Source organism: Actinoplanes sp. CA-051413, assembly GCF_050955795.1.
GTDB lineage: Bacteria > Actinomycetota > Actinomycetes > Mycobacteriales > Micromonosporaceae > Actinoplanes.
This window is the reverse complement of sequence record NZ_CP192100.1, coordinates 1,533,836-1,559,887: the sequence shown is the minus strand read 5'-3', so window position 1 is coordinate 1,559,887 and position 26,052 is coordinate 1,533,836. Positions and strand designations below refer to the sequence as shown.

The following is a 26,052-nucleotide window of genomic DNA, read 5'->3' as shown; positions in this document are numbered from 1 at the left end:
GGATTCCCCGCTCAGCTCAGTCCGTCGTGACCTTGTACGTCTTCTTCTCCCCCTTGCGGACGACCTCCAGCCGCTCCGAGTTCACGTCGAAGGTGTTGCCGTCCGCCGCCCTGGCGAAATAGCCGTCGCCCCGCGGCTCCACGTTCTCCAGGAACAAAGCGGTCTCCCCCTCGATCCACTTTCCCTCGGCCCCGCCGCGGTTGGCCTGGTAGAACAGCCGGTCCGTGTCGTCCCGGCAGATCCACACCGTCGTGCCGGTCTCCAGCGTCCGCACCTGCAGGACCTTGGTCAGCCGAACCTCTTCACGGAGGACCCGGCGGGCGGTGTCGTGCATCTCGCGCGGGCAGTCCCCAGGTGAGAGCGTCGCTTCAGTGGGTACATACGGTGTCTGGTCACCGGTCTGCCGCGGCGTCTCGTGGCGGGATCCGAGAACCAGGCCCGCCGACATCCCGATGATGCTCAGCAGCACGGTGGCAATGACCACAGGGAAGAACAGCGGCCGGCGCGGCGGGGGAAGATCAACGGACTGGCTCACCGGCTCAGAATGGCACCTTCCCGCCAGAGGCGGTGCCGCGCGGCCGGACCATAGCGGGGCCAGCCCCGAGCAGCTACGCACAGTAGGCTCAGGGCTGGGAACCCAGCACGACCCGGAGGTGCACTCAGCGTGGCCGAACGAAGTTCCTTTGTTGTCGTCGCCAACCGCCTGCCCGTCGACGAAGTCATGGTCGACGGCGAGCGGCAGTGGCGCCCGAGCCCCGGCGGACTCGTCACCGCCCTGCATCCGGTGCTCACCCAGCAACAGGGCACCTGGATCGGCTGGGCCGGCGGGGATGGGGAGGCGCCCGAGCCGTTCGAGCTCGAAGGCATCAAGATCCATCCGGTGCCGCTGAGCGCCGAGGAGCTCGAGCGCTATTACGAGGGCCAGTCGAACGCGACCATCTGGCCGCTCTACCACGACGCCGTCGAGACGCCGGTCTACAAACGGCGCTGGCGCGAGGCGTACAGGCTGGTCAACCAGCGGTTCGCGCAGGCCGCGGCGGACGTCGCCGAGCAGGGCGCGACCGTCTGGGTGCAGGACTACCAGCTCCAGCTGGTGCCCGCGATGCTCCGCGAGATGCGTCCCGACCTGCGGATCGGCTTCTTCCTGCACATCCCGTTCCCGCCCATCGAGCTGTTCATGCAGATGCCGTTCCGGGCTGAGATCCTGCGCGGGCTGCTCGGCGCCGACCTGGTCGGCTTCCAGCAGCGGCTCGCGGCGCAGAACTTCGTCCGGCTGGCGCGGCACCTGCTGGGCCTGCGCTACGAGGGCCAGTCGATCCAGGTCGACGGCCGCAAGGTCAAGGCCGGGGCGTTCCCGATCAGCATCGACACCGCGGACATGGAGCGGATGGCGGCGGACCCGGCCGTGCAGGCCCGGGCCAAGCAGATCCGCGCTGAGCTCGGTGACCCCGAGACGGTGATCCTCGGCGTCGACCGGCTCGACTACACCAAGGGCATCGAGCTGCGCCTGAAGGCGTTCCGGGAGCTGCTCGCCGACGGCAAGCTCAAGGTGCCCGAGGCGGTCATGGTGCAGGTCGCCACGCCGAGCCGGGAGCGCGTCGAGCACTACCAGACGCTGCGGGTCAAGGTGGAGCGCGAGGTCGGCCGGATCAACGGCGAGTTCGGCCGGGTCGGCATGCCGGCGGTGCACTACCTGCACCAGTCGTACAGCAAGCAGGAGCTGGCAGCGCTCTACGTCGCGGCCGACGTCATGATGGTGACGCCGCTGCGCGACGGCATGAACCTGGTCGCCAAGGAGTACGTCGCCTGCCGGGCCAACGGCGGCGGCGCGCTGGTGCTCAGCGAGTTCGCCGGGGCGGCGACCGAGCTGCGCCAGGCGTTCCTGTGCAACCCGCACGACCCCGACGGGGTCAAGGACGCGCTGCTGCGCGCGGTCGGCGCGGAGCCGGCCGAGCTCAAGCGCCGGATGCGGGTCATGCAGCGGCACCTGCGGACCCACGACGTCGCCGAGTGGGCCCGCACGTTCCTCAACGAGCTCGGCGTGCCGGACACCGACGCCAAGCCGGACCAGTCAGAGGACCGGACCAGCTAAAGGAACAGGCAGAAGGGATGGCCGTCCGGGTCGAGGTAGACCCGGACGTCATCCTGCGGCTGGAAGTCCGCCCTGGTCGCCCCGGCCTTCTCGGCGTGGGCGCAGGCGGCTTCCAGGTCCTCCACCTCGATGTCGAGATGCACGCTCATCTGCTGATCGTCGGGGCCGGCCGGCCAGACCGGGCGCACGTACGCCGACTCGGTCTGGAAGGACAGCCCCGGCCCGCCGTTGGGCGCGCCCAGTTTGACCCAGCCGGGCTCGTCCTGGACGACGCTCCAGCCGAGCAGCCGCTGATAGAACGCGGCGAGTTCCTGTGCGTCCGGGGCATCGAGCACGATCCCGGACAATGTCATGTGCGGTCGCTCACTCATGTCTGACCGTTACCCATCGCTCACGCGGCTATCCCCGTTCCAGGACCGCGACCACGTCGCCGACCACCACGACGGCGGGCGGCTTGATTCCCGCCTCGGCAGTGGCCGCGGCCACCTCGCCGAGGGTGCTGCGCAGCACGCGCTGGGCGTCTGTCGAGCCTTCCTGCACGACGGCGGCCGGCGTCTGCGGGGCCCGGCCCTCGGCGACGAGCCGGGCGGCGATCTTCGGCAGGTTCTTCAGGCCCATCAGCACCACCAGGGTGCCGCGCAGCTGGGCCAGGGCGGCCCAGTCCACCAGCGACTCGGGGCTGTCCGGCGGCACGTGCCCGGAGACCACGGTGAACTCGTGGGCCACGCCGCGGTGCGTGACCGGGATGCCGGCCAGCGCCGGAGCGGCGATCGAGCTGGTCACCCCGGGAACGACCAGCACCGGTACGCCGGCCTCGGCGCACGCCACGACCTCCTCGCCACCGCGGCCGAAGACGAACGGGTCACCGCCCTTGAGCCGTACCACGAAAGCACCGGCCTTCGCCCGCTCGACGATGACCCGGTTGATCTCCTCCTGGGCCACCGAGGCCCCGTACGGGATCTTGGCCGCGTCGACCAGCTCCACGTCGGGCCGCAGCTCGTCCAGCAGCATGCCGGGCACGAGCCGGTCGGCCACCACCACGTCGGCGCGGGCCAGCAGGCGGCGCCCCTTGACGGTGATCAGCTCGGGGTCGCCGGGTCCGCTGCCGACGAGCGCCACCTGGCCGCGCAACGGCTCCTGCCGCCGCTGCGGGGTCTCCTCCAGGGCGGCGGCGATCAGGTCCCGGACGGCCCGGGCGCGCTTACGGTCGCCGCTGTCGGTGACTGCCACGGTGACCTCGTCGTGCCGGGTCACTGCCGGGGTCCAGGCGGTCGCGGCGTCGCGGTCGTCCGCGCGTACGCAGAACACGCCCCGTTCCTCGGCGGCCACGCTCACCTCGGCAGCGGCCGCCGGATCGTCGATGGCCACCTGCACCAGCCAGGCACCGTCCACGTCCGAGGCGACGAACCGCCGCTCCTGCCAGGTCAGCCGACCCGCCGCCACGTACGCGTGCAGCGCCGGGGTCAGCGCGGGTGACACCAGGTCGACCCGGGCGCCGGCGGCGAGCAGAGCCGGCATCCGCCGGGTCGCCACCGCGCCACCCCCGACGACCAGCACCCGCCGGCCGTCGAGCTTGAGCGCCATGGGATAGAGGTTCACTTCTCCGACACTCCCGCCGAGTCGAAGGTGGCCACGTCGTGCAGGACCCGGACCGCGCCGGCGACGATCGGCAGGGCCAGCGCGGCGCCGGTGCCCTCGCCCAGCCGCATACCCAGATCGAGCAGCGGGGTGAGGCCGAGCTGGGCCAGCGCGACGGTGGCGCCGGGCTCGACCGAGCGGTGTCCGGCCACCATCGCGGCGACGGCGTCCGGGGCGAACGCGGCGGCGACCACGGCAGCCGAGCAGGCGATGACCCCGTCCACGATCACCGGCACCCGGCGCTCGGCCGCACCGAGGATGAAGCCGGCCAGCGCGGCGTGCTCCAGACCGCCGAGGGCGGCCAGGGTGGCCAGCGGCTGCTGCGGGTCGGGCGCGTGGGTGACCAGCGCACCGGCGATCACGGCGGTCTTGCGGGCGTGGGTCTCGTCGTCGATGCCGGTGCCCCGGCCGGTCACCGCGGCCGCGTCGGCACCGGTGAAGGCGGCCACCAGGGCCGCCGCCGGGGTCGTGTTGGCGATCCCCATGTCGCCGGTGAGCAGGCACTTCGCCCCGCCGTCGACCAGCGCGCCGGCCACCGAGATGCCCACCTCAAGCGCCGCCCGGGCCTCGTCGACGGTCATCGCCGGCTCCACGGCGAGGTCGCGGGTGCCCCGGCGGATGTTCGCGTCGAGCAGGGTGTCCCCGCCGTGCAGCGGGATCTTGACGCCGACGTCCACGACCATCAGCGAGGCGCCGACCTGGCGGGCGAACGCGTTGATCACCGCACCGCCGGCCACGAAGTTCGCCACCATCTGGGCGGTGACCTCCTGCGGCCACGGCGAGACGCCCTGGGCGTGCACGCCGTGGTCCCCGGCGAAGACGGCGATCGCGGCGGGCTCGGGCAGCGGCGGCGGGCAGGCGCCGGCCAGCCCGGCCAGGCGGACGGACAACTCCTCGAGGGCGCCCAGCGAGCCGGCCGGCTTGGTCAGCCGGGCCTGCAGGTCACGGGCGGCGGCCATGGCCGGCTCATCGGCGGGGCCGATCGCGGCGAGGGTCGTCTCCAGGGTCACTGTCGCTCCTTCAGCACATCTGTCAGGGTCGCAACAAACGCGTCCGTGGTGGCAGTGTCGCGCACCGCGATCCGGAGCCAATCGGCGCCCAGCCCCGGGAAGGTGTCGCCGCGGCGTACCGCGTACCCCCGTTTGCGCAGCTCAAGACGCACCTGGTCGGCGCCGGGGAGGCGGACCGCGACGAAGGCACTGGCCGGCCGCCCGGCGACAGTGACGTCCGGCACGCCGGTCAGGCGTTCCACCAGGTGGTCACGTTCGGCGGCCAGCTCGGCGGCGATCCGCCGCTCCGCGGCCACCGCGACCGGGCTCGCGCAGGCAGACGCCGCGGCCAGCGCCGGGGTGGAGACCGCCCAGAGCGGCTGCGCGGTGGCCAGCCGGGCCAGCAGCTCGGCCGGGCCGAGCGCGTAGCCGATCCGCAGGCCGGCCAGTCCCCAGGTTTTGGTCAGGCTGCGCAGCACGACTAGGCCCGGCAGGTCGCGGCGGCCGGCCAGCGACTCGGGCTCACCGCCCACCCCGGGCCGGTACGTGGTGTCCGCGAAAGCCTCGTCCACGACCAGCACCCGCCCGGGCCGGACCAGCGCGGCCACGTCGGCGGCCGGGTGCAGCACGGAGGTCGGGTTGGTGGGGTTGCCGACGAAGACCAGGTCCGCGTCGGCGGGCACCAGCGCCGGGTCGAGCCGGAAGCCGTCCGCCTCGCGCAGCAGCACCCGCTCGACCCGGTGCCCGGCCTGGCGCAACGCGGCCTCCGGCTCGGTGAACTGCGGGTGCACCACGACCGGCCGGCGCGCGTCGCGCAGTGCCTGGGCGATCAGCACGAAGGCCTGCGCCGCACCGGCGGTGAGCAGCACCTCGGCCGGGTCGCGGCCGTGCCGGGCGGCGACGGCGGCGGTCGCCGCGGTGTCATCGGGGTACGCGGCCAGCTCGGTCAGCGCCGCCTGGATCGGCCCGGCGAGCCACTCCGGCATCGGCTGGCGCCGCACGTTGACCGCGAGGTCCACCAGCCCGGGAGCCACCTCGGCGTCACCGTGGTGGTGCAGATCCGCCGCTGCTGCCCCGGCGTGCGCGGAAAGGTCCACGGAAGAGGTCACACGCCTCAGCATGCCGGACGTGTTCCGGCCGATTACTTCAGCCGTTCCGTGAGGACATGAGCGGTTTTGTCATACCTTCGAAGGGTGACGAAGACCGGACTCGCCAAAGCTGGACGGATCGCGCCGCTCATCCGCGCGGGACTCATCGCCGGGATCGTGGTCGCGGGTCTGATCTTCCCGCTGGTGGCGCTGGCCGGCGTCGGCGCCAAGAACGGCGCCGGCGCGCTGGAGAGCATGCCCGAGGGACTCACCGAGGTGCCCTCGGCGCAGACGACCTACGTGTACGCCAACGACGGCAAGACGCTGCTGACGACCTTCTACGAGGAGCACCGCAAACCCACGAAGATCGCGGACATGTCGCCGTTCATCATCCAGGCGATCGTGGCGTCCGAGGACACCCGCTTCTACGAGCACAACGGTGTCGACGCCAAGGGCGTGGCCCGCGCCTTCGTAGCGAACCAGCAGGCCGGTGGCGTCTCCCAGGGCGCGTCCACGCTGACCATGCAGTACGTGCGGATGGCGCTGCGCGACGGCGCCAAGACCCCGAAGCAGGCCCTCGAGGCCACCGAGCAGACGACCGCCCGCAAGCTGCGGGAGATGCGGCTGGCCATCGAGCTGGAGAAGCGGCTGTCGAAGCAGGACATCCTCGAGCGGTACCTGAACTCGGCGTACTTCGGGCACCGCGCGTACGGGATCTTCGCGGCGGCCGAGGTGTTCTTCTCCAAGAAGCCCGAGGACCTGTCGCTGACCGAGGCGGCCCTGCTCGCCGGGCTGGTCAAGGCGCCCTCGGCGTACGACCCGGCGACCAACGACCAGTCGGCGGCGACCAACCGGCGCAACTACGTGATCGACCAGATGCTCAAGATGAACGCCATCACGGCGGCCGAGGCGACGGCGGCGAAGAAGTCGAAGATCAAGCTGAAGCTGACCACGCCGCCGAACGACTGCGTCTCGGTGCCGAAGAAGCACAACGACTGGGGCTTCTTCTGCGACTACCTGCGCAACTGGTGGATGGAACAGCCGGCCTTCGGCAAGACGTCGCAGGAACGCATGGCCAGCCTGCGCCGCGGCGGCTACAAGGTGGTCACCACCATCGACCCGAAGATCCAGAAGTCGGCGATGAAGCACGTGCTCGACAAGGAGAAGAAGAAGAGCGTCTACGCGCACGGCGAGGTCGTCATCGAGCCCGGCAGCGGCCGGATCAAGGCGATGGCGGTGAACCGCAAGTACTCGCTCGACCAGGAGAACAACGGCGAGCACAGCGACCGCCGCAAGCGCGACGACTTCAAGGGCAACTACCCGAACACGGTGAACCCGCTGCTCGGCGGTGGTGACATGGCGGGCTACCAGGCCGGCTCGACCTTCAAGATCTTCACCATGCTGGCGGCATTGGATGAAGGAATGCCGCTGGACACGGCGTTCAACTCCCCGCAGCGGTTCGTCACGAAATACATCACGGCGCCCGGTCCGGCGACCTGCGGTGTGCACTGGTGCCCGAAGAACTCCACCGCCTCGATGACCGGCCGGCAGACCATGTGGAGCGGCTTCGGCAAGTCGGTCAACACGTACTTCGTGCAGCTGGAACAGAAGGTCGGGGCGGAGAAGGCGGTCCGGATGGCCGAGCGGCTGGGCCTGAGGTGGCGCACCGAGATCGACCGCACGCTGGCCGGACCGGACCACGCCGACGGGTGGGGCGCGTTCACGCTGGGCGTCAGCGACGCGACCCCGATCGAGATGGCCAACGTCTTCGCCACCCTGGGCGCCGAGGGCAAGTACTGCGAACCCATCCCGGTCCGCATGATCAACACCCGGGACGGGGCGTCGCTGACGTACAAAGGCAAGAAGGTCGCCGGCCCGCGCTGCCGCCAGGCCCTGCGACCGGAGGTCGCGCAGGCGGCGACCGACGCGGCCCGCTGCGTCACCGGCTACGGAGCGGCGAAGGGCAGCTGCGGCGGCTGGGAGACCTCACCCATGGTGTACGCGACCCTGAAACGGCCGGTCGCGGGCAAGAGCGGCACGACGGACAGCAACCGGAGCGCCTGGTTCTGCGGCTTCACCCCACAACTGGCGGCGGCGGCCTTCGTGGCTGACCCGGACAATCCGGAGAACACGGTGGGGTCGAGCCGCGGGACGATCTCGAAGTTCACCGTGGCGGAGACGTTGAAGGATGCGCTGAAGGGGCAGCCCAAGGCGAAGTTCACGCCGCCGCCGGACGAGCTGATCCACGGCTCCTCGGATCGCTCCGACTCCTCGGACCGTTCCGGCTGGTGACTGATCCGCGGTCCCTGCGCGGCCCTGTCAGCGCGCGGGCCCGTCCGGGCGCGGCCCCGTGATTGCGCGGCCCGGGGCCCATCGGGGCGCGGGGGTCAGTGGGCGGACGTGGTCGGGCGCCAGCGGGGGTTGCGGCCGGCGAGTGACACGGCCTGATCGAGCAGCTCGGCCTCGCTCTCGATCTCCACGACCGGGCCGAACATTCCCGGGGTGCCCTCCGACGGCCCCTGGGAGAGGAACTCGATCAGCGGCTCGAGCAGCCGTGGGTCGGCGGCATACTCCTGGCCGGTCGCCCGGGCCAGATCCCAGCCGTGCATGGTCAGCTCGTTGACCGCGACCAGGCCCATCTCCGTGGCGGGCATCGTCACGCCGCCGGCCCGGGCGGTCCCCTCCCACGCCGAGGGCGAACGCCAGGCGATGGCCAGATCCTCCAGGACGACCGGCAGACGGCTGCGCCACTGGGCTGACAGGTGGGCGGCGGAGGGCTCGGGCGGAGGACCGTCCGGCGCGTCGAACTTCTTCTGCGCTGCCTGGGTGAACGCCCGGGACAGGCCGGCGAGGTGATCGAGCAGGTCGCCGACCGTCCAGTCGGGGCAGGGAGTGGGGGCCCGCAGGTGGTCGTCGGTGATACCCAGCAGCAGGGACCGCACCTGGCGGACCGGCGGGGCGAAATCCAGCGGGACACGATCGGCCACGGCGGTGCTCCCTTCTCGTGGAACCCCTTCACCGTAAGGCCGGGGTGCGACATCGACCGAAATCAGAACCGCCGACGTCGGCGCCAGTCCCCATCAGGGTGAGAACGCGGGCGAGGTAGGCCGCGCGAGCTGGCCGGTCAGGTCTGGGGTGGGGTCAGGCCGGACAGGGAGAGGGTCTGCTCGCCCGGGTCCACGTCCGGCTGTGGCGGCACGACCGGCGCCGGCTGCGCCGGGGCCAGCATCGCCGCGACCACCCGCCGCGCGATCTCCGGCGCCCCGGCCCAGTGCAGCCCCAGCTGCGACGCGTGGACCTGACGCCAGACGAAGCCTTCCGGGTTGCCACCCGCCCACGTCCAGGCCGGCACCTGGCCCGCCCGGGGCGTGACGATCGCCCGGTGCTGCTTGTAGCCGGTGATCCGGGCACCGGCCGGGGCCAGCGGCGATGTCGCCGGGGCGGTCGCCTCGCGGTAGCCCGCGATCGTCTGGCCGGCGGTCAGCGCTGACGCGTCCAGGATCCCGCACATCGGGCGGCCGTCGAAGTCGCGGGTCAGCCAGGGCAGGCCGACCCCCTCGGCGATGATCGGCCGGTTGTCGTGCGCCAGCTGGGCCACGGCCGCGCAGAGGCGGCGGTTCGCGGACAGCTCTTCCGCGTACCCCTCCGGCAGGGCCGCCCCGATCATGAGCCCGCGCGTGCCCGCCGGGAGGGTCTCGTCGCGCAGCGGGTCGATGATCGCGACCTCGGCGCCGGCCGCGGTGAGCAGCTCGACCGTCTCCACGTACGTGTAAGGGGCGCCCGGTCCGCCGGCCAGCGCGATCACCGGGCGGTTCTCCGGCGGCACCGGCGGTTCGCCGGTCGCCTCGGCCAGCGCGTCCACCGGTGACCAGGCCTGCTCGGGCAGCGGCGGCGCCGCGTCGGCCAGCGCCATCACCCGATCGAGGTCGATCGCGCCGGCGACGGCCTCGCCGAGCCGGCGGACGGCCCGGACCGCTTCGACCGTGCGGTGCGCCACCGGGACCGGGCCCTGGGCGCGGGCCGGCAGCACGGCCGGGAGGTCCCCGCGGCGCAGCGCGCCCAGCACCGGCATGCCGATGTCGTCCAGCGCGGTGCGGAGCATCTCCTCGTGGCGGGGCGAGGCCACCCGGTTCAGGATGACGCCGCCGAGGTGCACCATCTCGTCGAACATCCGGAAGCCGTGGACCAGCGCGGCCAGCGAGTGACCCATGGCGGCCACGTCGACGACCAGCACCACCGGCGCGCGCAGCGCGGCGGCGACTGCCGCCGTACCGTCGATCTCGGGTTGTCCGGTCAGGCTGTCGAACAGGCCCATCGCGCCTTCGATGACCGCGATCTGCGAGCCGGCCGCGCCGTGCGCGAACAGCGGCGCGATGCGCTGCGCGCCGACCAGGCGCGGGTCGAGGTTGCGGCCGGGACGCCCGGCGGCCAGGCCGAGGTAGGCGGCGTCGGTGTGGTCGGGGCCGACCTTGAAGCCGGTGGCCGGCACTCCCCGCGCGGTGCAGGCGGCGAGCAACCCGACCGCGATCGCGGTCTTCCCGTGCCCGGACGAGGGTGCGCTCACCACCAGGCGCGAGTGGGCGGACATCACGACTCCCTCGGGGATACGGAAAACGGCGGCGACATGATATTGACCGCCGGACATCGCACCCTACCTGCCAGCGGAAAGCGGCCGTCGCGAGCCGGGTAGCCTCAGAACGTGTACCGGTTCCTGCTGACGCCCCGCTGGCTGGCCGCCGCGGCGCTCACCGTGGCCGCCTCGGTGATCATGGTGTTCCTCGGCAACTGGCAGCTGCACCGTTACCAGGAACGCAGTGCGATCAACGCGCGGATCGACGCCGCTGACTCCAGCCCCGCGGTGCCGCTGACGTCCGTGCTGGCCAAGCCGGTCGCGCCGGGCAAGCCGGGTGCATCCCCCGGTGAGGACGCGGCCTGGACCAAGGTCACGGTCACCGGACGGTACGACCCGGCGCACGAGATTCAGGCCCGCGGACGCACGGTCGACGGCTCGGTCGGCTTCGAGATCGTGACCCCGCTGCTGCTGGCCGACGGCACGGCGGTGCTGATCGACCGGGGCTGGGTCCCGTCGAAGGACGGCGACGCGATCTCGGCGCCGGTGGCCACCCCGGCTCCGACGGGCGAGGTCACGGTGGTCGGCCAGGTGCACCTGTCCGAGAGCCGGCCGGCCCCGCTGGCGCGGCGCGACGGCCGGATCGACACCCGCCGAATCGCGGTGCCCAAGCTGGCGTCCGAGCTGCCGTTCCCCGTGTACGGGGCATACGTGCTGGTCAGCGACCCGGAGCCGGGCTTCGCGCGGATCCCGATCGATCACGAGGACTCGTGGCAGAACGGCGGCTACGCGGTCCAGTGGTGGCTGTTCGCGGTGATGGCGCTGCTCGCGTACGGGTGGCAGGCCCGCAAGGAAGCCAACGGCGACACCCCGAAGAAGCGGGTGGACCGGGTGGCGGCGGCAGACCAGCGCATGGCGGCCGTTCCCAGCGCGCGGCAGCCCGACTAACCTCGGCGGAGTGACCTTTCCGGACTCCACGCCGAGTGACCCCTGGAGCGTGCCCCCTCCCGCGCAGCCGGTCCCACCGCCAGACCCGCTGGTGCCGGGCCCGGTGATCGCCCAGATCGGCGACATGGCGGTCACGTCGACGGTGGTCCACACGCCGGCCGGGGACATCCCGCTGGCCGGGTCGACGTGGACGGTGAACGACTACTGGCACAGCGAGCAGAAGATCCCGCCGTGGGCCATCGCGGCGGCGATCGTGGGGTTCTGCGTGCTGACGATCTTCAGCCTGCTGTTCCTGCTGGTGAAGGTGACTGTGCCGCGGGGAACGGTGCAGGTGACGGTGACCAACGCGACACGGCAGTATGTCGCCCGGATTCCGGTGACCGATCAGTCGCAGGTGACCTATGTGCATCAGCAGGTCAACTACGTGCGGTCTCTGGCGGCTCTCTGATCCTGCGCTTGGGGGGATGACGTGGCGGATGACGACCGGGTTGCGCTGGCGATCGAGCAGGATGACCTGGACGGGTTGCGCCGCTTTGCCGGTGCCGGCAGTGCTGAGGCGGTATCGGCGCTGGTCGAGATCGCCGGGGAGCGCGGCGATGTGGCGGAGCTGCGGAGGCTGGCCGACGGCGGCAGCGAACATGCCGCCGAAGTTCTCAACGATCTGACCGACGACTGACTCGCCGCCTGGGGTCTCGGCTCAGCTTTCTGGTGTGGTGGGGAAGCCGAGGGCCTTGACCATGTCGATGGTGTCGGCTTCTTCGGCGCGCTTGTCGTCGCGGTAGCGCAGGACGCGGGCGAACCGCAGCGCCACCCCGCCCGGATATCGGGGTGAGGTCTGCACGCCGTCGAAGGCGATCTCCACGACCTGCTCGGGCCGCACGGTGACCACCCAGCCGGAGTCGTCGATCGCGAGCTCCTTGAACCGCTCGGTCTGCCAGCGCAGCAGCTCGTCGGTGAGGCCCTTGAACGTCTTGCCCAGCATGACGAACCCGCCGGTCCGCGGATCCCGGGCGCCCAGGTGCAGGTTGGACAGCCATCCCTGCCGCCGGCCATGCCCCCACTCGACAGCGAGAACGACCAGGTCAAGCGTGTGCCGCGGCTTGACCTTGACCCAGGCAGCGCCCCGGCGGCCCACGTCGTACGGGGCCTCCTGGGCCTTGACCACGACGCCTTCCTGCCCGGCGGCAAGGGCGGCCGCGAACGCCTCGGCGGCCTGCTCCTCGCTCTCGACGGTCCGCCGCCCCACGATGAGCTCGGGGGGCAGCGCGTCGGCCAGCGCGGCCCAGCGCACCCGTCCCGGCTCGTCGAGCAGGTCGGTGCCGTCGAGGTGGAGAAGATCGAAGAAGTACGGAACCAGCCCGGGCCCGTCGACCGGCCCCTCTTTCCCGCCGCGCCGTGCACCCCGGGTGGCTGCCCGGCTCGACGTCTCCTGGAACGGTCGTGGCCGCCCCTGGGCGTCCAGGGCCATGGCCTCACCGTCGAGCACGAACTCCCGAGCCGGAACGGCCCGCGCGGCGGCGACGACCTCGGGCAGCCGCGCGGTGATGTCGTCGAGGCTGCGGGTGAAGACGGCGACCTCGTCCCCGGAACGGTGGACCTGGATGCGAATGCCGTCGAGCTTCACGTCGATGGTGGCCGGCGACCCGGTGGCCAGCAGTGCCGCGGCGACATCGGGGGCGCTGCTCGCGAGCATCGGGGTCAGCGGAGTGCCGACCCGCAGGCTGATCTCGCTGAGCGCGGGCGCCCCACCGGTGAGCGCGGCGACAGCCACCTGCTTGAGGTCGCCGGAGAGCAGCAGCGCTCGCCGGACAGCAGTAACAGGCACCTCGGCGGCGCGGGCGATGGCGTCGGCGAGCAGGCCGGCCTGGGCGCCCTGGCGCAACTCGCCGCTGAAAAGGCCGACGAGCAGCCGCTGCTCATCGGCGGTGGCCCGGCCGAAGAGCCCGGCCAGCAGCTCACGCCGGCGCGCCTGCGACCCGGCGCCGGCGACAACGGAGATGGCGGCGATCCGCTCGTCGACCTCGGCCACAGTGAGCACGGGCTCTGCGGCGGGGGCGGGCAGGTCACGCAGGCCGGCGTAACCGACACCGGTCTGGCGTTGCCGCAGCTCACCGGCCAGGTAGGCGGAGCCGGCGGCCAGCTCGTCGGGATCAAGACGCCGGAGGGCGTCGGCGAGCAGGTCGATCTTGGCCTTGCGGCCGGAGGTGGCGGAAACGGCGGCCGACGTGGCTGCCAGGTCGAGGAACTGCACGAACCCCATCCTGGCAGCCAGGTACGACATTCGCGGGCCGGTCGCGATCCGCTCCCCCGTGAAGCGTTCGCAACCGGCCCGGTCCGGGGGCCCGCCCGCTGCTCGACCGCTCTGCTGCCGCGTGCGGGAGACCGGCGGCCGGTGGCCTGCCGTGGCCGTCGCCAGGCCCGGGAGGCCTGTGCAACCGCCCGCAGCGCCGCCGAGCCGGGGAGGACCGGGCGGCGGAAGGACCGGGCGGCAGGAGGAACTGGGCGGCGGGAGGATCGAACAGCGGGAGGGGCCTGTCGCCCGGCGCACCGCGTGGCGACGGGGTGCGCCGGGCGACGGGCCCGGGGACATGGAGCAAAGTCAGGCGGCCACCGGCTCCGTGATGCGGTAGCCGCGGGCGCGGATGGCCTCGGCGACGCGGCTGAGCTGCGCGTCGAGCTGGCACAGGGCGTCGGACAGCTCAGCGAGCTGAGCGGTGAGGGCGGTGTCGTCCCACCCGGAGACATCGACGTCTCCCAGAGCACTGCCGGCGGCGCGGAGCGCCACGATCGCCTCGTTCGAACTCATGTTCGAATCCTAACAGGAATGATCTCGCCCGCGCAGCAGACTCACCCGATCAAGCGAAGCCGATTGCCGCGGGTGCTAGATGAGGCCCAGGCGGGTCAGGGCACGCGCAAACCCGTCCTCCTCGACGGTCTCGGTCACCGTTGTCGCCGCGGCCAACACTTCCTTCGGGGCGTCCGCCATCGCCACCGATCTGCCCACCGCGGTGAACATCGGGATGTCGATCGGCATGTCGCCGAAGGCCACCGCCTGGTCCGCCGGCACGTCGACCTCGCGCAGGGCCCGTACCACTCCGCTGGCCTTGTTGATGCCGGCCGGCGCGATCTCGACGATCTCCGGACCCGCGAGGCTCAGGCTCAGCGGGATGCCGCGCTGGGTCAGCAGGGCGATGAGGTCGGCCGGGCCGAGTGTCGGGTGGCACAGCGTCATCGCGCATGCCGCCACTCCGGCGAACGCGTCGACGGAGACCACAGCCGACGGGCCATTGTGCTGGGACGTGCGGATCGCGAGGTAGGCCTCGTTCATCCGCCACGATTCGCCGTCGTAGATCGCGACTCCCGCCTCCGGCAGCTCGGCGCGTACGAGCGACAGCAGCGCCTGCACAGCGTCGGATTGCAGGGTGTCACGCCACAGGACTGATGGGGGCTCGAACGCGTACCCGAGGGAGCCGCCGCAGCAGACCGCCAGCGTGAGGTGCGGGGTCAGCTCGGTGAGGGCGCGGACTCCGGCGGGAGAGCGGGCCGTCGCGGCGATCACCGGGATGCCCTGTGCCCGTAGAGCGTGACAGGCCGCGACGGTCGCCTCGCTGATCGTCCCGTCCGCGCGAACGATCGTGCCGTCCAGGTCGGTGACGACTGCCGTGCTGGTCACCGCGGCATGGCCTGTGTGAACACCGTGGCGGCCTGCGAGGGTGGCGCCGCCGCGGCCACGAAGCCGTCCGGCCGTACGAGATAGAGCTGCCCCGGAAGCAACGGCGTCTGCGGCGCGGCGTCGAACAGGTGCACCGGCAGTCCCAGCTCCGGCACGTCGGATCGCTTGATGCCGCCGTACCCGTGGATCTGCCATTGCAGTGACCGAAGCACCTCGTAGTTGCTGCCGGCCCACGCCAGTCGGCGGCCGACCACCGGGTCGCGCCCCTCGTCCGGCGTCATGCGGTAGCGGATCCGAATCTGCGCGACGTAGCCGAAGAAGCGCGAGCCGCCACCCGTACGCGGCAGCAGCCGAACGCCGACCGGCGCGAGCAGGGGCACGATCAGCCGGCGCAGCGCCCGCAGCTGGAACCGTTGCGAGGTGATGAAGCCGAACATCCGGTCGGTCGTCGCCACGAGGGTCCGGGCGACCGGGCGCCGCTCGGCCTCGTAGCGGTCCAGCCACGCGTCGCCGGCGCGGCCGTGCACCACGTCCGCGAGCTTGAAGGCCAGGTTGTGCGCGTCCTGCAGACCGGTGTTCATTCCCTGGCCGCCGACCGGCGAGTGCACGTGCGCGGCGTCGCCGGCCAGGAAGAAGCGCCCGTCACGGAACGTCGCCGCCACCCGGTGGTGCACCTTGTAGGTCGCGAACCAGCGGGACTGCGCGTAGGTCACCGCGAACGAGCGTCGGATCCGCGTCTGCGCGTCCTGCTCGGTGATCTCGCCGTCGCCGTCGTCGTCGCGGGCCAGACCGATCAGCCGCCAGTTGCCGCGTCCGCGCATCGGGAAGCCGAGCAGGAACTCGTCGCCGGCGGGCCGGACGTTGATCGCGTCGGCCACCAGCCCACCGACCGCCGTCGCGTCGATCACGTAGAACAGGTGTGGGCTGGTCACGCCGTCGAACGCGATGCCCCGCGACTTGCGGACCACCGAATTCGCCCCGTCCGCGCCGACGCAGAACCGCGCCGTGATCGTCTCGTCGCCGACCACGGCCTCGACGCGCTCGGCGGCGGCCGTCAGCGAGGTGACCTGCCGGCCCCAGCGGACGTCGCCGCCGAGGGCCCGCAGGTTCTCGTAAAGGATCTCCTCGTTGCGGCTCTGCTCCAAGATCTCGATCCACGGGTACGGCGTCACGTCGCCACCCAGCGGCCCGATCGGGATCCGGCCGAACACGCGATCCCCGAAGCCCGGAGCCAGCGCGACCGCCCGGTGTGCCGCCGCGAGCACCTTGTCCGCGATGCCGAGCTGGTCGTACACCTCGAGGCTGCGCGCCTGCACCACCAGCGCGCGTGACTCCCGGGTGGGGCCGTCCTTGCCGTCGACCACGATGACCCGGACGCCGAGCTTCGCCAGCCAGTTCGCCAGCATCAGCCCGGTGGGGCCGGCGCCGACGACCAGCACGTCGCAGCTCAGCTCGGCGGCCATGTCATTTACCCAGCGCGGCCACGTTGCGCAGCAGCAGGGCCTCGGCGAGGCACACCCGGGCGAACTCGCCGAGGTGCAGGCTCTCGTTCGGCCCGTGGGCGCCGGCGTACGGGTCCTCGACGCCGGTCACGAGGATCGCCGCCTCCGGGAAGAGCTCCTGGAAGGTGGCGATGAACGGGATCGAGCCACCCACGCCCATGTCGACCGGCGCGACCCCGTCCCAGGCCTGCTGGAACGCGGCCCGGGCGGCGTCGAACGCGGGGCCGGTCGCGTCGATGACGCAGGGCTCGCCGCCGCTCTCCAGCGTGACCTCGACGTGGGCGCCCCACGGCACGAACTTCTCGAGGTGGGCGCGGATCGCCGCGTACGCCGAATTCCAGTCGTCGCCGGGCGCTAGCCGCACGCTCAGCTTGGCCTTGGCCCGCGGCACCAGGGCGTTCGGCGCCTCGCTGGCCTTCGGCGCGTCGATGCCGAGCACGGAGACGGACGGCTTGGTCCAGATCCGGTCGGTGAGCCGGCCCTCGCCGATCAGCTTGACGCCGTCGAGCACGCCGGCCTCGTGGCGGAAGCGGTCCTCCGGGTAGTCGACGGTCGCCGCCTCACGACGGGCCAGGCCGTCGATGAGAACCTCGCCGTTCTCGTCGTGCAGGGTGGCGATGAGCCGGGCCAGCACGGTGAGCGCGTCCGGCACGGCGCCACCGAACATGCCGCTGTGCACGGCGTTGTTCAGGGTGCTGACCTCGACGAAGCAGTTGACCAGGCCGCGCAGCGACGTGGTCAGGGCCGGCACGCCGATGTCCCAGTTGCCGGAGTCGGCGATGACGATGACGTCGGAGCGCAGCGTCTCCTTGTGGGTCTCGAGCAGCTCGTCGAGCGAATCGGAGCCGAACTCCTCCTCGCCCTCCACGAACAGCACGACCCCGACCGGCAGCTCGTCGCCGAACGCCCGCAGCGCGGCGACGTGCGCCATCACGCCGGCCTTGTCGTCGGCGGCGCCGCGACCGTAGAGCCGGCCGTCGCGCTCGACCGGCTCGAACGGGTCGCTGGTCCACAGCGCGGGGTCACCGGCCGGCTGCACGTCGTGGTGGGCGTAGAGCAGGACGGTCGGCGCACCCTCGGGCGCGGCCTTGCGGCCGATGACGGCGGGCTGCCCCGTGCCGCGGACGATCTGCACCTCGAGGCCGCAGCCGCGCAGCAGCTCGGCGACGGCCTCGGCGGACCGCTCGACGTGCGAGTGGTCAAAACCGTCGAACGCGATCCCGGGGATGCGGACCAGCCGCTCGAGGTCGGCGCGGACACCGGGCAGCTCGCGCGCGATCGCGGCGCGCAGGTCGTCTTCGGTCAGGCTCATGCCATCGCCTCCGCCGGCGCTCCGGCGAGACGATCCGCCGGACGCGGAGTTGATGATTGGGTAGCAAGCTCGCTCATGAACCGATCCTAAGCCGGGCGGCTCGGGTCGTGCGGGCCTGCTTCACGGGCCTGTGGACAACTCAGCCGGCCGGCGGCGCCGGCGGCTCGTCGTCGGGGCGGCGACCCTTGCCGGCCCAGCCCCGGGCGCCGCGCGCGGCGGATCCGGCCAGGTCGGCGGCGCCGTCGCCGAGCTTGCGGAGCAGGCCGACGAGCGGGTCCTGCGAGGTGTTGAAGGACTCACGGTACGAGTCGGCGGCGGCCTTGACGTCGTCGGTGACCGAGGCGTTGCCGTCGGAGTCGCGACGCGGGTAGTCCCCGCCGAGGATCCGGCCGTAATCGCCGGAGTCGACCCACTTGCGCAGCTCGGCGGCGCGCGCGACGGGCACCGGGTGGGTGCTCCAGGCGGTCATGCCCAGCTTGTGGATGCTGTCGCGCAGGTCTCCTCCGCCCTCGTACTCGGCGGCCTGCTCGAGGAACGCGGCCGTGTCGATCTGGGAGAGGTCGCCGCCACCGGCGAGCTTCATGAGCAGCCGCAGCGACGCGGCCGGGTCCTGACCGGCGAGCAGGCCCGCGCGGTCGGCGGAGAGCTCGGCCTTGCGCCACCACTCGTACATCGCGGCGATGATGGCGCGCAGGGCGATCGCGCCGACCGGCAGCCAGCTCAGGCTCGCGGCCCACCGGGTGAGAATCATCATGATGGTCTTGTAGACGGCGTGGCCGCTGCGTACGTGCCCGATCTCGTGGCCCAGCAGCGCGCGCAGCTCCTCGTCGTCGAGCTTCTCGACCGCGGCGGTGGTGATGACGATGAACGGCTTGTCCATGCCGATCGCCTGGCCGTTGATCACCGGCGACTGGCTGACGTAGAGCTCGGGCAGCTCGGCCACGTCGAGCGTGGCGGCGGCCTCGGCGAAGCGCTGGTAGACGCGCGGATACTGGCGGTGGTCGACCCGGATCGAGCCGGCGAGGAACGACAGCCGGAAGCCGCGCTCGTTCCACATGCCGAAGAACGCCTTCACCACGTCGTCGAAGCCCCGCAGCTCGCGCAGCGCGGTGAGCGCGCCACGGTCGGCGGGGTGCTCCCAGGCGCGCGAGCTGATGCCGGTCAGCGTGATCCGGCGTCGCGCCGGCCGGTTCTCTTCCTCGGTCGTCATCGTCCGTCCACCGTTCCCGCCGCCAACGCGGCTGATCGTGGTTCAGTCCGGCAGCGCCGGGCAGAGCCGTTCGTACCGATCGTCGAAACCCTCCGCGGCCCCGTCGACCAGGAGATCCACGTGCGCCGCAGTGGCATCCGCGGCGAAGTGCCGGTCCTCGTTCACGCGCCAGCGCTCAAGGTACGCCCGGAAGGCAACATCGCCGGCGCCGTCGCGTGCCAAAGCCCGCCGCCACCGCAAATCAGTCGGAGCGGTGACGAAGACGGAGAAGGAAAGCTCCGGACGGATCACCCGCCGGGCGGCGGACACACCCTCCAGCAGTACGGCCCCAGCAGGCTCAACGGTAACCGGATTCCCACCGAACGCCTTGTGGTGCCAGAGGTACCGCCGGTAAGTGGCGGGACGGCCGTGGCGCAGCGGGTCGAGCACCTGTTCCTCAAGCCGCGCCCAGAAGCTGAACTGGTCGTCCCAGCCGTCGAGCAGGTCGTCGGTGTGCACGATGGGGATGTGAGCGGTCTGGCCCAGCCGAGCCGCGAACCAGCTCTTGCCCGCCCCGCTGGGTCCGTCGACGGCTATCAGCCGTACAGGTCCCAGCCGGGGCGGGTTTTGAAAGATCCGCTCCGCGAGCGCAGCGAACGTCTCAGCCGCCATCGGGCGCACCCGGCGGGATGAAGGGAAGGCCACGCGGAGGCCCGGACTCGATGAGCCGCCACAGGGCGTCGGTGTCGAGGTGCTCCTCGACGAGGTCGCCGAGGACGTCGAGCGCGCGTTCGCGTACCTCCGCGAAGCGGGTGTCCGGTGCGACCACGAAGCCGTGCCGGCCCGCCTGCCGCGCCGCCTCGGTCAGGAACCGGCGGCGGAACTCGTCCGATTCGAAAGCGCCGTGCCAGTGCGTCCCGCAGACCGCGCCGACCACTGCACCCTCGGGCGTGCCGTCCGCGTACGTCAGCAGCGGCACCGGATCGCCGGCGGACACGTACCCGTGATGGATCTCGTAGCCGCTCACCGGGACCTGCCCCCAGGCCGCGCCGCGCGACCGGGCCAGCGTCTTGCGCTCACCGAAGGTGATGTCCACCGGCAGCAGGCCGAGGCCCGGCACGGTGCCCCGGCGGCTCTCGACGTCGTCGTGGATCGTGTCGGCGAGCATCTGGAAGCCGCCGCAGATCCCGACCAGCGGCTTGCCGGCCGCGGCGTGCGCGCGGATCGCGTCGGCCAGGCCGGTCTCGCGCAGCCACGCCAGGTCGCTGACCGTGGCCTTGGAGCCGGGCAGCACGACCAGGTCGGCGTCGGCGATCTCGGCCGGCTCGATGGTGAGGCGCACCTGCACGCCGGGCTCGGTGGCGAGGGCCTCGGCGTCGGTGGCGTTGGAGATCCGCGGCAGCCGGACCACGGCAACCCGCAACCACTCGGTGCCGCGCGGCGCGGCGGGCCGGCCGAGCATCCGCCCGTACGCCAGGGAGTCCTCGGCGTCGAGCCACACGTCCAGGTTGAACGGCAGCACGCCGTGCACCGGCCGCCCGGTGGCAGCCGTGATCATGTCGAGCCCGGGCCGCAGCAGCCCGAGATCGCCGCGGAACTTGTTGATGACGAAGCCACTGACCAGCGCCTGGTCCTCGGGACTGAGCAGCGCGACCGTGCCGAACAACGCCGCGAAGACCCCACCGCGGTCGATGTCCCCCACGACGATCGCCGGCAGCCCGGCGTGCCGCGCCAGGCCCATGTTGACGAAGTCCCCGTCCCGCAGGTTGATCTCCGCCGGGCTGCCGGCGCCCTCACAGATCACCGCGTCGTACTCGGCGCGCAACTCGGCCAGGGTCGCGTGCGCAGTCTCGGCCAGCCGTGGGCGCAGCGACCGGTAGTTGCCCGCGGTCACTGTGTCGACGGCCTGCCCGAGCAGCACGACCTGGCTGGAGAAGTCGCTGCCGGGTTTGAGCAGCACCGGATTGAAGCGGATGTCCGGGGCGATCCCGCACGCCGCGGCCTGCATGGCCTGGGCGCGGCCGATCTCGCCGCCGCGCCCGTCGGCACCGACCACGACAACCGAGTTGTTGGACATGTTCTGCGCCTTGAAGGGGGCAACCTTGACGCCCCGGCGGTGCAGCCATCGGCAGATCCCTGCGGTGAGCACACTCTTGCCGGCGTCGGACGTGGTGCCGGCGACCAGCAGTCCCCCGCTCATCGCTTACCTGCCCGGCGAACCACAACGGCCCGGAGCAGCGCAACGCCGGCGGCGAGCACGACGGTGCCCGAGCCGACCGCCCCCGAGAGCCGTGCGGCGCGACGCAGATGACCGGCGGACGGGCGCGGTCCGTCACCCAGCAGCGGCCTGGTCTCGGTACGCCCGAAGTAGACGTTCCGCCCGCCCAGCCGTACCCCCAGAGCACCGGCCATGGCCGACTCGCACTGGCCGGCATTGGGACTGGGGTGATCGTTGCGGTCCCGGCGCCACACCCGCAGCGCCTCAGCCGGGCGCCCCTTGACCAGCGGCGCCGCGGCGATCGTCAGCAGCCCGGTGAGCCGCGAGGGCAGCAGGTTGAGTGCGTCGTCGAGCCGCGCGGACGGCGTCCCGAAGCGGGCGTAACGCGGCGACCGGTGCCCGACCATGGCGTCGAGGGTGTTGGCGGCCCGATAGCCGAGCAGGCCGGGCAGTCCGAACAACCCGCCCCAGAACAGCGGCGCGACGACGGCGTCGGAGGTGTTCTCGGCGACCGACTCGACGGTGGCGCGGGCCAGCTCGGGCTCGTCGAGGGTCGACGGGTCGCGGCCGCACAGGTGGTTGAGGCGGCTGCGGGCTGCTGGCAGGTCGGCGTTGTCCAGGTGGGTGGCCATGACGGCTGACTCGCGGCGCAGTGTGCGGCCGCCGAGCACGGTCCAGGTCGCGGCGGCGACCAGCGCGGCCCGGGCGATGGGCTGGCGGCGGGTGAGGAGAGAGGCGGCAAGACCTGCGGCCACGGGTACGCCGACCGCCGCCGTGGTGAATGCGGCGCCGGCCCAGCGGTTCGGTGCGTAGAGACGACGCTCCAAGGCGCCGGCCGCCTGCCCGAACCCTGCTACGGGATGGAAGCGCCTCGGGTCGCCGACGACGGCGTCCAGCGCAAAACCGGCCAGCAGGCCGAGCGCATCGGCCGTGGTGGCGCCCGGTCGCGCGGTCAGTATCCGGCCTGCTCTTTCCACTCCGACCACCCTAGTGAGCGTTCTTTGCTGGTCCCGGCCCGCCCACCCATCGGGCGGCCGAGCCGGGCCGTGCCGTGCTTCGCCAGGCCGCCAGCCAGGCCGGGCCGCGCCGGGCCGGGCCGCGCCGGGCACCGCCGGGCCGCGGGGTGTGGTCGCTGGTGGATGCCGCCCGTCCTGCTCGGGCGCAGGTCCGCTTTGCCGAGCGGTCGCGCCTTTCTCTCAGGGAGGGAGCGCCCCGGAGCAGGACGGGCGGCGGGGGTAGCGGGTGGGTGTCGACCACCGAACACCCACCCGCCCCGCCGGTCGTTCGCGACGCCTCACCCCAGGGCGCCCGAGTCGACCGGCTCCGGACGGCGGACAGGGGAATGGTCCGCCGCCACGTTCAGGGCCCGGCCGTCGTCCGCCTACGGGGACGGCGACCGGACCGCCGGCAGTCGCTGGGACCGCGCGGCAGGGGGTTCGGCGGATGGGTGCCGACCACCGACACCCATCCGCCGAGCCGATGGGACCCGCTTGCACCCCCGGCGGGACCCCATCGGCCGGCCGGCCCTCGACCACCCGCACCGAAGCCCGGTGCGCACCGCCCGAACTGCCTTGCGGTGGCGGCCGCGGAGGTCGGCGCCGGAACACAAGGCTGTCGGCCGGGTGGGCGGAAGGGAGGGGCCGGTCCGGTGCCGCCGTCGCGAACCCACGGGGGAAGTCGGCTCGCAACGACGGCAGCTCAAAAGGCGGTCACGCCCAGCGGTCACGCCAGGCGGAGCGCCCGACGGTCACGCCGAAGCGGTCACGCCAAGTGAAAGCGCCCGGCAATCACGCGGGGACGGGCTGGCGCCTGGGGCTCCGGCCTCGGCTCGTGCGACGGGCCGAGCTCTCGCCCTCGGGCTCGTCAGACCCCGCACCGCCCGATCCACGGTCCGCGGAACGGCTCGACCGGGACCCGGAGCTGGACCGGGAGCCCGGCCCAGGACCCGGAACGGGACCAGGCGCCGGCTCGGAGTCCGGGCCACCCTCCGAACCCGGCTCGGGAGCGGGCTCCGAGTCGTCGGGATCCGGAGCCGGGATGGCGGCCGGCACGACCATCTCCGTGTCGAACGGCTCGATGCTGCCGCCGCGCAGGGCTGCCAGCGGGTCGAAGCCGCCCGGCGTGGTGCCCGGGACGTCCTCGAACGTCGGCTCGTCGCCGTCCAGCACGCCGTCGCCGTACACCGTGGGCGCCTCGTCCTCCCCGACCGGGACCGCCGTCTCGCCGCGGACCTGGCCGTCGCTCTCCGCCGTCTCGGTCGCGCTCGTCGCGGACGTGGGCTTGTTGCGGAAGAACCGGCCCCGGCCGCGGGACAGGTCATGACCGACCGACACGGCCTCCATCTCGTACGTCGTGCGCAGGTTGCCTTCCGAGTCGGTCCAGTCGCGGGTGTAGAGGCGTCCCGCCACCACGACCGGGTCGCCGACCGTGACGGAGGCCGCCACTCCCTCGGCGAGCCGGCGCCAGCAGTTGACGCGTACCCGGAACTGGTTGCCGTCGACCCAGCGGCCGGTCTCGCGGTCCATCCGGCGGGCGGTCGACGCCACCCGGAAGTTGGCGACCAGGGTGTTCGTGCTGGCGGTGCGGCGCCATTCCGGCGCGGTCAGGACGTTCCCGACCACCACGATGTTGGTGTCGAACATTCGGGTGGGGCGTTGGCTAGAGCCGAACATTTCGCAAAACCTGCTCTGAGCTGCAAAAACTTCGTTCGTCAGCGCATCGGGGAGAGCTGGCGAAGTTGGCATGGCCAGAGGTTCTTGCGGACTTTCTGCGGACTGACCACATCGGACGTCAGTCCGCACGGCGCCCGGCTCAGCGGCGGGAGCTGAGCCAGACGCCGTGCAGTCACAGCAGGCCCCCCGACGAGGCCCTACTCGCTCCCGGAGCCCGAAAGGACGAGTGACCAGCATCCGGGAGCGAGGGTCATAACGGCCCCGGGCTACGCCAGGGCGATGCGGACAACGCCCTGCGGGCGAGTGACGCCGAAGTAAAAGCGACCCTCGCAGCGGAAACGGCATTGATTGGTTTCGAACAGAGTCGCGCCCTGCCCGGCGCCCAGCAGGTTCGGGTCATAGAGCTGCTCCGACCAGTCGATCCGCGCTTCCTCACGGACCCACAGCCGGGTCGACCCCTCGAAGTCCGCCAGCCAAGCCACCCCCGGGGGACAAGACGGGGTCGACACCACCGGGATGCCGTACAGCCGCTTCGCGGCACGGTCGACCGGGACCGACTGCCCGGCATTGGTCAGCATGAAGGAGCCGTCGTCGATTACCGCCGTCTCCACGCTCTCCCACGCAGACGGCGACATCACCCACCCGGTACCAGTGAGCCCGAGGTCCTCCAGACGCGTCACCGCACGGCGCAGGGTCCGCAGGAGCCCGAGATCGTCCACGCTGCCAATGCGGGCCACCGTCTGAACACCGGCAGTGGAGGCAAGCCCGAACAGTTCCTCACCGACGCCGCTGCCGTTCAGGATCTGGGCTTCCAGCGCCATTTCCAGACCGTGGTGCATCTCGTCGGAGACCAGCTCGGACAACAGCTCCATGTCCGCCAGGTCGGCCCGGTGCAACGGAGTCGAAAGATGCGCGATAGTGCGAGCCCGGTCCTGGATCCGCTCGAAGGCGTACTGAGAGGTCGGCTTCAACGCGCCCGGGGCAACCGGCGCAGCGGCGTTCGTGCGCTGGATCTGCCGAAGGAACGCCACGACGCCCTCGGTCCCCTGGGTAGGGATGAGGCTCCGCAGCTGAGCAACCGGCCGACCCATCGCTACCGGAGTGGGCTCAGGGACGCTCACAAGGACTGACCCGCTCGGCGTGATGCCCTTCCAGCGCCGCCCACCGTCTCCCTCCGAGCAGGCGCGGACAACGGCAGCACCCCAGCGCGCCCCGCGCGAGACCTTGCCCGAAGGCGTGTAAGAGCCGCCACCGCCGCCGAACAGACGGGAAATGTCGGAGTGATCGGTAGAGAAAGTCGAAGCGGTGGCAGGCACTGTGTCGGTTCGGCGCTTCGCCCGCTCAAGCCGAGCGTTCAGGCCCTCCGTACGCAAGACCAGCTCGTCCAGCCGCTGCTGTTCCGCGTCGGTGAGTTCGCGTCCGGCTTCCTCCGCAGCATCGAGAATCTCTTTGATCTCTTCGCTGGTCTGGAGAATGGCCGCACGGAGCTCTTCCGCAGTGCGCGGAGTGCGCGTTTCCGACGTAGCCGTGGTCTTGCTGCAATTGCCCGCCATCGAGACTGCTCCTATTTTCGGGAGCCGGTGTCGGGTACGGCTTTCGATATCGTCTTTGATGATCCTCGGAAAGGCGATGACCGCGCGAGGATCAATGTCTTATGCCCACTGTAGTCGCATCGAACCGCCCGGGAAATAGGCGCTGATGTGTGCTGGCTTCTCTCTATTCGGCGGGCTGCGGCGCCATGAGATACCGGGCGACTTCGGCTCCGTCGCGCCATGCGGTGAACTCGCATCGGCCGCCCGCCGTGTCCACCATTCGCCACGTCCGGTTCATTTCCGCATCGACACCGTACATCGCCGCTTCCGTCAAGATTCCCGCGCTCGTGACGGCCATGATGCGGCCGAGTGAAGCGCCGATCGGCAGGTGAGCGGCAGCAGCGGCGATCATCGCCGTAGCCTCGCCTTGATCAATGTGAATGTAGAACATGGAACAATCTCATTTCTTAGTGGGCGGAAATGTGCAGAGGGGCAATTCCATGAAATGATCCCGTCACGCATTGATGAATGGCTATGGAAATCGTCTATTTCGGTATCGCGGCATCTCGGCCCGAAGGACGCTCCGGCCGACAGGGGGGTCGAGACATCGACGGACACCCCCTCCCCCC

24 protein-coding genes are annotated in these 26,052 nt (G+C 71.8%); 5 read left to right on the top strand and 19 right to left on the bottom strand.

Going from position 1 to position 26,052, the window contains the following annotated elements; translation table 11 throughout:
* Positions 1–16: 16 nt before the first annotated feature.
* Positions 17–535, bottom strand: a complete 519-nt coding sequence (locus tag ACQP2Y_RS07450) for a hypothetical protein (protein ID WP_433725788.1) — start codon at positions 533–535, stop codon at positions 17–19.
* 129 nt (positions 536–664) lie between these two features.
* On the opposite strand from ACQP2Y_RS07450, the gene ACQP2Y_RS07445 reads away from it, so the two are divergent.
* Complete coding sequence (locus tag ACQP2Y_RS07445; protein WP_360823729.1) at positions 665–2,092, top strand: alpha,alpha-trehalose-phosphate synthase (UDP-forming); 1,428 nt, start codon at positions 665–667, stop codon at positions 2,090–2,092.
* Here ACQP2Y_RS07445 and ACQP2Y_RS07440 read toward each other — a convergent pair.
* The 4 genes from ACQP2Y_RS07440 to cobC are packed head-to-tail and all read right to left on the bottom strand — an operon-like array spanning position 2,089 to position 5,828.
* Positions 2,089–2,463 carry a VOC family protein gene (locus ACQP2Y_RS07440; protein WP_360823732.1) on the bottom strand — a complete coding sequence of 125 codons (375 nt, stop codon included), beginning with the start codon at positions 2,461–2,463 and terminating at the stop codon, positions 2,089–2,091. The two genes, ACQP2Y_RS07445 and ACQP2Y_RS07440, sit on opposite strands and share 4 nt — an antisense overlap.
* A gap of 28 nt (positions 2,464–2,491) precedes the next feature.
* Entirely contained in the window at positions 2,492–3,676 is a 1,185-nt protein-coding gene (cobA, locus tag ACQP2Y_RS07435) for a uroporphyrinogen-III C-methyltransferase (RefSeq protein ID WP_433731809.1), read from the bottom strand.
* An 11-nt stretch (positions 3,677–3,687) separates the two neighbouring features.
* On the bottom strand, positions 3,688–4,689 hold the full coding sequence (gene cobT, locus ACQP2Y_RS07430; RefSeq protein WP_433731807.1) for a nicotinate-nucleotide--dimethylbenzimidazole phosphoribosyltransferase: 1,002 nt from the start codon (positions 4,687–4,689) through the stop codon (positions 3,688–3,690).
* Between the two features lie 47 nt (positions 4,690–4,736).
* On the bottom strand, positions 4,737–5,828 hold the full coding sequence (gene cobC, locus ACQP2Y_RS07425; protein WP_433725785.1) for an Rv2231c family pyridoxal phosphate-dependent protein CobC: 1,092 nt from the start codon (positions 5,826–5,828) through the stop codon (positions 4,737–4,739).
* Between the two features lie 84 nt (positions 5,829–5,912).
* Here cobC and ACQP2Y_RS07420 point away from each other — a divergent pair, with 84 nt between their 5' ends.
* On the top strand, positions 5,913–8,099 hold the full coding sequence (locus tag ACQP2Y_RS07420) for a transglycosylase domain-containing protein (protein ID WP_433725783.1): 2,187 nt from the start codon (positions 5,913–5,915) through the stop codon (positions 8,097–8,099).
* 95 nt (positions 8,100–8,194) lie between these two features.
* On the opposite strand, the gene ACQP2Y_RS07415 is transcribed toward ACQP2Y_RS07420, so the two are convergent.
* Both ACQP2Y_RS07415 and ACQP2Y_RS07410 read right to left on the bottom strand, forming a co-directional pair.
* Positions 8,195–8,794 (bottom strand): TIGR03086 family metal-binding protein, encoded by a 600-nt coding sequence (locus ACQP2Y_RS07415; RefSeq protein ID WP_433725781.1) that lies wholly within the window; start codon positions 8,792–8,794, stop codon positions 8,195–8,197.
* Between the two features lie 137 nt (positions 8,795–8,931).
* A complete protein-coding gene (locus tag ACQP2Y_RS07410) occupies positions 8,932–10,395 on the bottom strand; it encodes a cobyrinate a,c-diamide synthase (RefSeq protein WP_433725779.1) in 1,464 nt (487 codons plus the stop codon).
* A gap of 111 nt (positions 10,396–10,506) precedes the next feature.
* On the opposite strand from ACQP2Y_RS07410, the gene ACQP2Y_RS07405 reads away from it, so the two are divergent.
* Genes ACQP2Y_RS07405 through ACQP2Y_RS07395 form a run of 3 tightly spaced genes read left to right on the top strand, consistent with a single transcriptional unit; the run spans position 10,507 to position 12,001 of the window.
* On the top strand, positions 10,507–11,325 hold the full coding sequence (locus tag ACQP2Y_RS07405; RefSeq protein WP_433725777.1) for an SURF1 family cytochrome oxidase biogenesis protein: 819 nt from the start codon (positions 10,507–10,509) through the stop codon (positions 11,323–11,325).
* A gap of 10 nt (positions 11,326–11,335) precedes the next feature.
* Positions 11,336–11,773, top strand: a complete 438-nt coding sequence (locus tag ACQP2Y_RS07400) for a hypothetical protein (RefSeq protein WP_433725775.1) — start codon at positions 11,336–11,338, stop codon at positions 11,771–11,773.
* A gap of 21 nt (positions 11,774–11,794) precedes the next feature.
* Positions 11,795–12,001, top strand: coding sequence for a hypothetical protein (locus ACQP2Y_RS07395; RefSeq protein ID WP_433725773.1), 207 nt, complete (start codon positions 11,795–11,797; stop codon positions 11,999–12,001).
* 21 nt (positions 12,002–12,022) lie between these two features.
* On the opposite strand, the gene ACQP2Y_RS07390 is transcribed toward ACQP2Y_RS07395, so the two are convergent.
* The 12 genes from ACQP2Y_RS07390 to ACQP2Y_RS07335 all read right to left on the bottom strand — a co-directional run bounded on the left by ACQP2Y_RS07390 (position 12,023) and on the right by ACQP2Y_RS07335 (position 25,874).
* The gene (locus ACQP2Y_RS07390) at positions 12,023–13,585 is read right to left on the bottom strand and encodes an ATP-dependent DNA ligase (protein ID WP_433725771.1); all 1,563 of its coding nucleotides are present in this window, start codon (positions 13,583–13,585) and stop codon (positions 12,023–12,025) included.
* A 339-nt stretch (positions 13,586–13,924) separates the two neighbouring features.
* Entirely contained in the window at positions 13,925–14,131 is a 207-nt protein-coding gene (locus tag ACQP2Y_RS07385) for a hypothetical protein (RefSeq protein WP_360554920.1), read from the bottom strand.
* A gap of 75 nt (positions 14,132–14,206) precedes the next feature.
* Positions 14,207–14,998 (bottom strand): HAD-IIB family hydrolase, encoded by a 792-nt coding sequence (locus ACQP2Y_RS07380; RefSeq protein ID WP_433725768.1) that lies wholly within the window; start codon positions 14,996–14,998, stop codon positions 14,207–14,209.
* Entirely contained in the window at positions 14,995–16,461 is a 1,467-nt protein-coding gene (locus ACQP2Y_RS07375; protein ID WP_433725766.1) for an FAD-dependent monooxygenase, read from the bottom strand. The genes ACQP2Y_RS07380 and ACQP2Y_RS07375 overlap by 4 nt, the downstream gene beginning before the upstream one ends.
* Before the next feature lies 1 nt (position 16,462).
* Positions 16,463–17,806 carry a dipeptidase gene (locus ACQP2Y_RS07370; RefSeq protein WP_433731805.1) on the bottom strand — a complete coding sequence of 448 codons (1,344 nt, stop codon included), beginning with the start codon at positions 17,804–17,806 and terminating at the stop codon, positions 16,463–16,465.
* 145 nt (positions 17,807–17,951) lie between these two features.
* Positions 17,952–19,022 carry a M48 family metallopeptidase gene (locus tag ACQP2Y_RS07365; protein WP_360554927.1) on the bottom strand — a complete coding sequence of 357 codons (1,071 nt, stop codon included), beginning with the start codon at positions 19,020–19,022 and terminating at the stop codon, positions 17,952–17,954.
* Between the two features lie 42 nt (positions 19,023–19,064).
* The gene (locus tag ACQP2Y_RS07360; protein ID WP_433725764.1) at positions 19,065–19,520 is read right to left on the bottom strand and encodes a uridine kinase family protein; all 456 of its coding nucleotides are present in this window, start codon (positions 19,518–19,520) and stop codon (positions 19,065–19,067) included.
* Between the two features lie 142 nt (positions 19,521–19,662).
* A complete protein-coding gene (locus tag ACQP2Y_RS07355; protein ID WP_433725762.1) occupies positions 19,663–21,201 on the bottom strand; it encodes a cobyric acid synthase in 1,539 nt (512 codons plus the stop codon).
* On the bottom strand, positions 21,198–22,196 hold the full coding sequence (locus ACQP2Y_RS07350; RefSeq protein WP_433725760.1) for a cobalamin biosynthesis protein: 999 nt from the start codon (positions 22,194–22,196) through the stop codon (positions 21,198–21,200). Before ACQP2Y_RS07350 ends, ACQP2Y_RS07355 begins: the two co-directional genes overlap by 4 nt.
* A gap of 810 nt (positions 22,197–23,006) precedes the next feature.
* Positions 23,007–23,861 carry a single-stranded DNA-binding protein gene (locus ACQP2Y_RS07345; protein WP_433731803.1) on the bottom strand — a complete coding sequence of 285 codons (855 nt, stop codon included), beginning with the start codon at positions 23,859–23,861 and terminating at the stop codon, positions 23,007–23,009.
* 296 nt (positions 23,862–24,157) lie between these two features.
* A complete protein-coding gene (locus tag ACQP2Y_RS07340; protein WP_433725758.1) occupies positions 24,158–25,444 on the bottom strand; it encodes a phage major capsid protein in 1,287 nt (428 codons plus the stop codon).
* A gap of 163 nt (positions 25,445–25,607) precedes the next feature.
* Positions 25,608–25,874, bottom strand: a complete 267-nt coding sequence (locus ACQP2Y_RS07335; protein WP_433725756.1) for a hypothetical protein — start codon at positions 25,872–25,874, stop codon at positions 25,608–25,610.
* Between the last annotated feature and the right edge of the window lie 178 nt (positions 25,875–26,052).

Excerpts from the sequence above, each read along its gene's own strand:
- ACQP2Y_RS07440 (WP_360823732.1), bottom strand. The coding sequence starts at position 2,463 with ATGAGTGAGCGACCGCACATGACATTGTCCGGGATCGTGCTCGATGCC.
- cobA (WP_433731809.1), bottom strand. The coding sequence starts at position 3,676 with ATGGCGCTCAAGCTCGACGGCCGGCGGGTGCTGGTCGTCGGGGGTGGC.
- cobT (WP_433731807.1), bottom strand. The coding sequence starts at position 4,689 with ATGGCCGCCGCCCGTGACCTGCAGGCCCGGCTGACCAAGCCGGCCGGC.
- ACQP2Y_RS07410 (WP_433725779.1), bottom strand. The coding sequence starts at position 10,395 with ATGTCCGCCCACTCGCGCCTGGTGGTGAGCGCACCCTCGTCCGGGCAC.
- ACQP2Y_RS07390 (WP_433725771.1), bottom strand. The coding sequence starts at position 13,585 with ATGGGGTTCGTGCAGTTCCTCGACCTGGCAGCCACGTCGGCCGCCGTT.
- ACQP2Y_RS07385 (WP_360554920.1), bottom strand. The coding sequence starts at position 14,131 with ATGAGTTCGAACGAGGCGATCGTGGCGCTCCGCGCCGCCGGCAGTGCT.
- ACQP2Y_RS07375 (WP_433725766.1), bottom strand. The coding sequence starts at position 16,461 with ATGGCCGCCGAGCTGAGCTGCGACGTGCTGGTCGTCGGCGCCGGCCCC.
- ACQP2Y_RS07365 (WP_360554927.1), bottom strand. The coding sequence starts at position 19,022 with ATGACGACCGAGGAAGAGAACCGGCCGGCGCGACGCCGGATCACGCTG.
- ACQP2Y_RS07355 (WP_433725762.1), bottom strand. The coding sequence starts at position 21,201 with ATGAGCGGGGGACTGCTGGTCGCCGGCACCACGTCCGACGCCGGCAAG.
- ACQP2Y_RS07345 (WP_433731803.1), bottom strand. The coding sequence starts at position 23,861 with ATGTTCGACACCAACATCGTGGTGGTCGGGAACGTCCTGACCGCGCCG.
- ACQP2Y_RS07340 (WP_433725758.1), bottom strand. The coding sequence starts at position 25,444 with ATGGCGGGCAATTGCAGCAAGACCACGGCTACGTCGGAAACGCGCACT.
- ACQP2Y_RS07335 (WP_433725756.1), bottom strand. The coding sequence starts at position 25,874 with ATGTTCTACATTCACATTGATCAAGGCGAGGCTACGGCGATGATCGCC.